Origin of the sequence: Sutcliffiella cohnii (assembly GCF_002250055.1) — a bacterium.
Classification (GTDB): Bacteria; Bacillota; Bacilli; order Bacillales; family Bacillaceae_I; genus Sutcliffiella; species Sutcliffiella cohnii.
Genome location: NZ_CP018866.1, coordinates 4756215 through 4762500 on the forward strand (window position 1 = coordinate 4756215; position 6286 = coordinate 4762500).

General features: G+C 35.1%; 8 protein-coding genes (1 of these 8 running past the window's edge). 7 read left to right on the top strand and 1 reads right to left on the bottom strand.

Going from position 1 to position 6286, the window contains the following annotated elements:
• Positions 1-60: 60 nt before the first annotated feature.
• The 6 genes from galE to BC6307_RS23895 all read left to right on the top strand — a co-directional run bounded on the left by galE (position 61) and on the right by BC6307_RS23895 (position 5296).
• Positions 61-1050 carry a UDP-glucose 4-epimerase GalE gene (gene galE / locus BC6307_RS23870; RefSeq protein ID WP_066414126.1) on the top strand — a complete coding sequence of 330 codons (990 nt, stop codon included), beginning with the start codon at positions 61-63 and terminating at the stop codon, positions 1048-1050.
• Between the two features lie 281 nt (positions 1051-1331).
• Complete coding sequence (gene wrbA, locus BC6307_RS23875) at positions 1332-1943, top strand: NAD(P)H:quinone oxidoreductase (protein ID WP_066414128.1); 612 nt, start codon at positions 1332-1334, stop codon at positions 1941-1943.
• A gap of 355 nt (positions 1944-2298) precedes the next feature.
• Positions 2299-2775, top strand: coding sequence for an AarF/UbiB family protein (locus BC6307_RS23880; protein WP_066414130.1), 477 nt, complete (start codon positions 2299-2301; stop codon positions 2773-2775).
• A 112-nt stretch (positions 2776-2887) separates the two neighbouring features.
• On the top strand, positions 2888-3331 hold the full coding sequence (locus BC6307_RS23885; RefSeq protein WP_066414133.1) for a DUF2521 family protein: 444 nt from the start codon (positions 2888-2890) through the stop codon (positions 3329-3331).
• Between the two features lie 60 nt (positions 3332-3391).
• Complete coding sequence (gene cwlD / locus BC6307_RS23890; protein ID WP_066414136.1) at positions 3392-4102, top strand: N-acetylmuramoyl-L-alanine amidase CwlD; 711 nt, start codon at positions 3392-3394, stop codon at positions 4100-4102.
• A gap of 150 nt (positions 4103-4252) precedes the next feature.
• A complete protein-coding gene (locus BC6307_RS23895; RefSeq protein WP_066414138.1) occupies positions 4253-5296 on the top strand; it encodes an Mrp/NBP35 family ATP-binding protein in 1044 nt (347 codons plus the stop codon).
• Positions 5297-5353: 57 nt separating this feature from the next.
• On the opposite strand, the gene gerD is transcribed toward BC6307_RS23895, so the two are convergent.
• Complete coding sequence (gene gerD, locus BC6307_RS23900) at positions 5354-5986, bottom strand: spore germination lipoprotein GerD (RefSeq protein ID WP_268874262.1); 633 nt, start codon at positions 5984-5986, stop codon at positions 5354-5356.
• Positions 5987-6141: 155 nt separating this feature from the next.
• Here gerD and BC6307_RS23905 point away from each other — a divergent pair, with 155 nt between their 5' ends.
• Positions 6142-6286: the start of a KinB-signaling pathway activation protein gene (locus BC6307_RS23905; protein ID WP_066414140.1), read on the top strand. It continues 458 nt past the right edge of the window; the window shows 145 of its 603 coding nt (coding positions 1-145); it begins with the start codon at positions 6142-6144; its stop codon lies off the right edge, out of view.

Below are 6286 nucleotides of genomic sequence, written 5' to 3' on the forward strand. Positions count from 1 at the left end.
CATTAATTAAAATGATAAATGAATATAATGGAATAAAAGTTTTAAATGTGGAGGGAAAATATGATATTGGTAGTAGGTGGAGCAGGGTATATTGGTAGTCATACAGTCAAAAGTTTACTTGATCATAAATATGATGTGGTTGTATTAGATAATCTTTCTACGGGACATATTGAAGCCGTTGATAAGAGAGCCATTTTTACAAAAGGTGATATGAAAGATACAAACTTATTAACAAATATATTTGAAAATTATTCAATATCGAATGTCATTCATTTTGCTGCCAATTGTTATGTTGGAGAATCAATAACAGAACCTTTGAAGTACTATGAAAATAATGTAGCGGGTACGATATCATTACTTAAAATGATGAGAAAGCACCAGATTACCAACTTAATCTTTTCCTCAACTTGTGCAGTTTATGGAAATCCTAATATAGAAAAAATAAATGAATCAACTTTAACAGCCCCAATTAATCCTTACGGTCATTCAAAATTAATGATTGAGCAAATTATTAAAGATTTTTCTATTGCTTATAGATTAAACTATATAATTTTACGCTATTTTAACGCAGCTGGGGCAGATCACTTTGGAAGAATTGGTGAAGACCATCAACCTGAAACACATTTGATTCCAAATATACTCTTTCACTTACTTGGCAGATCAGAACATATTAGTGTTTTTGGCGATGATTATGATACGGTGGACGGTACGTGTATTCGTGATTATATCCATGTTACTGATTTAGTGAATGCACATATATTAGCACTTGAAGGCCTAAAAAAAGAGAAGGCAATAAATAAAATTTACAATGTCGGTAATGAAGAAGGGTTTACTGTAAAAGAAGTGATTAATAAGTGTGAAAAAGTTACCGGTAAGGAAGCAACTATACTATATAAGCAAAAGCGAAAAGGTGACCCTAGCAAATTGATCTCCTCTTCAGAAAAGATTTCTAAAGAATTAGGGTGGGAGCCAAAGTACTCATTGGAGGATATGATTGAAACTGCTTGGAAGTGGTTTTCACGCTTTCCTAAAGGTTATAAGAGCAAATAAAAAGTATACGGTAAAGGGGCAACATCGCTTTTCTCCATATAATATGCACACATAAAGAAGCGTAAGAAATACGGCCTTAAAAGCGATCGTCGTGCTTTTTTCTTAAAAAGGTGGCAATACATTCAGAGGGTATCTCAATTATAATGAGGTACCCTTTTTGTTTCTATAAAAAAGTATGAAATCCTCAAAGCTTGATAGAAATAATAATAAACTTTCTTCATTATGGGAATAAGATAATTGGGCTACAATATAAAACTTGAGAGTAAAAGGAGATAGAAAATATGTCAAATGCAAAATTAGCGGTTGTATTCTACAGTATGGGCGGAACTAATTATCAGTTAGCAAAATGGGCAGAAGAAGGAGCGAAAGAAGCAGGTGCTGAAGTTAAAGTATTAAAAGTACAAGAATTAGCACCACAATCAGTCATTGAAGGTAATGAAGTTTGGAAATCGACTGTTGAAGCTACGAAAGACGTTCCAGTTGCCTCAGCTGATGACATTGAATGGGCAGATGCAATTATCTTTAGTGTGCCGACACGTTTTGGAAATATGCCGTCTCAAATGAAGCAATTCATTGATACTTTAGGTGGACTATGGGCTAGCGGTAAAACGGTAAATAAGGTTGTTAGTGCGATGACTTCAGCACAAAATCCACACGGTGGACAAGAAGCGACTATACTTTCATTGTACACTTCTATGATGCATTGGGGTGCTATTATTGCAGCTCCAGGATATACAGACCCAGTTCTTTTTGGGGCAGGTGGAAATCCATATGGGACAAGTGTTACAGTTGGGCAAGATGGGAAAATGATTGAAGATGTTCAAGTGGCAGTAAAACACCAGGCGAAACGGACGGTTACCGTTGCGGAGTGGGTTAAGAAAGGAAATCAATAGGTTATTGGATTAAAGTGTGTTCACTAGAAAGCAAGGTAGAATCTCTCAAAAATAACATCATACGAAAGAAGTTGCAGTAATGGATAGATTTTATAGGAAGCTCGCTTTAATAGCGAGCTTTTTATTATATGTTGTATAAATACCTAAGTGAATATTGTTGAATAGAAAAGTAAAAAAGGCTTTTATAGGAAATAAAATTGTATTAGTGCGTAGGAGATAAGGAGAACTTATTTACAATAAATTACATAATATATATCAAATATTTTGGCATAAAAAGGAGGGTTTATTTATAGAGGTAAATATCGATTATATAAAGGAAAATAACGAATGTATAGGTGCTGGTAGTGAAGGAAAAGTGTACAAGTTATCTCATGACACATGTATTAAAATATATAAGAAGCGTGGGGATGCTAGGGAAGAAGCGAAGGCATTAAAACATGGAGCAGGAACTAACTATCTTCCTAAATTATATAAAACAGGGCAAAACTATAATGTAATGGAATATATAGAAGGAAAACCGTTGGATGTATATTTGAAGCAAAGAAAAGTATTAAGTAAAGAACTTGCTAAAGAATTAGTATTAATGCTGAAGGATTTAGAACATATAAAGTTCAATAGAATTGATGCTCGATTAAGGCATATTTTTGTAAAGGATGACCAAAATATCAAAGTTATAGATCATGTTAGTGCTTTTAGATATAAAACAGATTATCCTATTCACCTTTATAGAGGATTAAAAAAATTGGGGTATCTAACAGTTTTTTTACAACAACTAGAAAAATTAGATCCCCCTTTATTTAAGCGTTGGGAAAAAGCAAGAATGCATAAATAAGTCATTTTATATAATCTAAGGACATTTCCTTTCTTGGAAAAACGTACTCATTCTTTCTACGCATGAGGTGTGTTTACAGGTTAAACACTATTTGTATGAAAGGGTGAGAAAAATGAATGTAGTCACAACCTTTAAAGAGAAGCGAAGAGAAAAGCAACAGAAATATGAGCGGAAAATGCTTCGTGAAATCTCAGTAGAGCTCTTGAGAAACAAGGTAAGAGAGTTTTTTGGACCACAACTAAAGATGAATGGGCGTCCTATCGAAGCGGTGGAAGAAGGTTGTCTTGATGTAGCAATTGAAGCGTATTTGTTAGGCGCCTCATATGGAAAGTTTGGTTACCAAGGAGAGAATGAAGAAAAGGTGCGAACAAGATGCTATAGAGAAGAGAAATATTTAATTGATACTTTATACGATTATTTTCTATATTGGGGAGTATTTTGTGAAAGTGATATGGAATGCGAATCGTTTTATTATAAATGTGAATCGTTTATTTTATATTGGTGGAGAGATGGTTTTGAAAAAAGCATAAAAAGATATCGTATGAGACTACATTAATAATCATAAACTCCCCCCTTGTCCCATATAGTGTAAGGAGGACATGCGGGAGGGGAATGTATGAGAAAATGGCAGTTTTGGGCTTTTCTTACCGGAGCTCTTTTGTTGATATATATCGTTCAATTTCAATTTTTTAACAAAGATACGTGGGAGCAATGGAATTTACCTTTGTCCGGGAAAATTATAATTTTAGACCCTGGACATGGTGGCCCTGACGGTGGAGCGGTAGGGGGAGATATTTTAGAAAAAGACGTTGCTCTCCAAGTATCCTTATATTTAAAAGATTATTTACAAGAACAAGGTGCATTAGTCATGATGACAAGGGAAGAGGATGTAGACCTAGCAAGTGAAGGTACAAGGGGCTATAGTAGAAGAAAAGCGGAAGACTTACGAAAAAGAGTGGAAATGATTAACCATTCGGATGCGGATCTCTTTTTAAGTATACATCTTAATGCCATTCCTTCACCAAAATGGCGGGGGGCCCAGACATTTTATTATCGATCAATAGAAGAAAACCAACGTCTTGCCAAATTTGTTCAAGACGAATTCAGAAAAAACTTAGAAAACACAAATAGAAGTGCAAAATCCATAAATGGAATTTATTTATTAAAGCATGCGAATATACCAGGTGCATTAGTGGAAGTTGGTTTTTTATCCAATCCTAGCGAGCGAGAACTATTACGATCTGAAGAATATCAAAAAGCGTTAGCGGCATCTATTTATAACGGAATTATGCGCCATTATACGAATGAAGTAGAAGCACCAGAATAGTAAAAATCAAGCTCGCTTAAATAGCGGGCTTATATTTGTTTTATATAAAATCATACTTTGAAAGTGTGAGTTTCTTTATTCTCCAAAAGAATAACGATATGTTATACTAATATTGTAAACGAATTCAAAATACATAAGGGTGGGGTCAACGTGATAACAAAAGACAAAGTTATTGAAGTACTTGGTAATCTTCAAGATCCTTTTTTACATAAATCTCTAGTAGAATTGAACGCAATTGAGGACATTTCAATAAAAGAGGAAAAAAATCATGTGAGTGTAAAAGTAGCAATCGCAAAAACTGGTACTCCTGAGCAAATGCAGCTTCAAACAATGATTGTAGATGGACTTAAATCCGCTGGGGCAACGACTGTTGGGATTCGTTTTTCCGAGTTACCAGAAGAAACGTTAGCTCAATTTGGAGTGGCAACAGAAAATACAACAAACTTATTAAATAATAATAAAACAACATTCATTGCTATAGCGAGTGGTAAAGGTGGAGTCGGTAAATCAACGGTATCTGTTAACTTAGCAATTGCGTTAGCTCGTCTTGGCAAAAAAGTAGGGCTTATTGATGCAGACATTTATGGATTTAGTGTTCCTGATATGATGGGAATTACAAAACGACCTGTAATAAGAGGAGAACGAATCATTCCGGTAGAAAGAAAAGGAGTGAGCGTTATTTCGATGGGCTTTTTTGTAGAAGACAACTCTCCTGTAATTTGGAGAGGCCCGATGTTAGGAAAAATGTTAAATAACTTTTTTACAGAAGTAGAATGGGGAGAGTTAGATTACTTGTTGTTAGACTTACCTCCAGGGACTGGTGATGTAGCACTGGATGTGCACTCTATGTTGCCATCCTGTAAAGAAATTATCGTAACAACCCCTCATCCAACTGCTGCTTTCGTTGCGGCTAGAGCGGGTGCAATGGCTATCAAAACAGACCATCAAGTAATCGGTGTTATTGAAAACATGTCATACTTTGAAAGCAAAGTTACAGGAGAGAAGGAATATGTGTTTGGAAAAGGTGGCGGTGAAAAGCTGTCTGAAGAACTACAGGCACCTTTACTTGGACAACTTCCTTTGCAGCAGCCTGATTGGGATGATGAAGATTTTGCGCCTTCTGTATATCAGGATGACCATCGTTTAGGGAAAATTTATTTAGATATTGCCCAGAAAGTAGTAGAACTAGCATAAATATAAAAGAGGAATCGTCATGGACGGTTCCTCTTTTACCACTTTTTGCGAGGAAGATTAACCTCCTCCTCCACCACCGCCACTTTCTCCTTGGCCACCGCCACCTTGCTGTTGTTCTCCACCTTGACCTTGCTGACCACCTTGCATTTCTTCTGCACCTTTTAATAATATTTCCTGTATTTTTGCTTTGAATAGAGGACTTTCAAACGTTTCTGTTATTACTTGTTGTAAATGGCTACGCATTTCTTTACTACTCATTATTTTTATATATTGCTGTTGCATTTCCGGGTCTTGTAAAATTTGCATCATTAAACCTTGGTATTCTGGGTCTTTCATTAAGTCTTTTATTAACTGTTCATGCTCTTTTTCCATACTTTTAGAAAAAGACTCAGCAAACTTAGGGTCTTGGAAAATTTTCGTCCAAAATTTTGCACCGTTTTCACTTGTTAAAGTTTGTTCGATAGATTGGCTTACAATTTGCTGATCTAATACTAGTTCTTGCTTTAATTCTTCATCTTGTAATACTTCCTGAATAGCCTTTTTACCTTCATCAGTTTTTAGAATATCGACAACCATCTTTTTTGTTTGATCGTAATCAGCCTGCCCACCACCTTGGTCATTTGGTGCACAGCCGACCATGCTTATAGGGAAAAATATTGTTAATAGGAGCAATAAAAGCAGCCTTTTCAAAGAAGACAGCTCCTTTCATAAATGTATTAGCTATATTTAATATGGGTAAATTTTTACGAAATATACAAATTTGAAATTGCGAGAAGGTGGATTTTTCAATTACCAGTTGATACAATCAAGGGAGGAATTTTAATCTTTTCTTGGAGGAACTGAAAGTGAATAGTCGAAATTGGGTACGTTTGTTCCTAACCACTTTATTAATTGGAGCAGTTTCTACTGTAATTGTAGGATTTGTTGTTAGGTGGAATGAACATCAAGATTTATTTATTAATGGAGAAATATTAGAAATATTATCAGTAA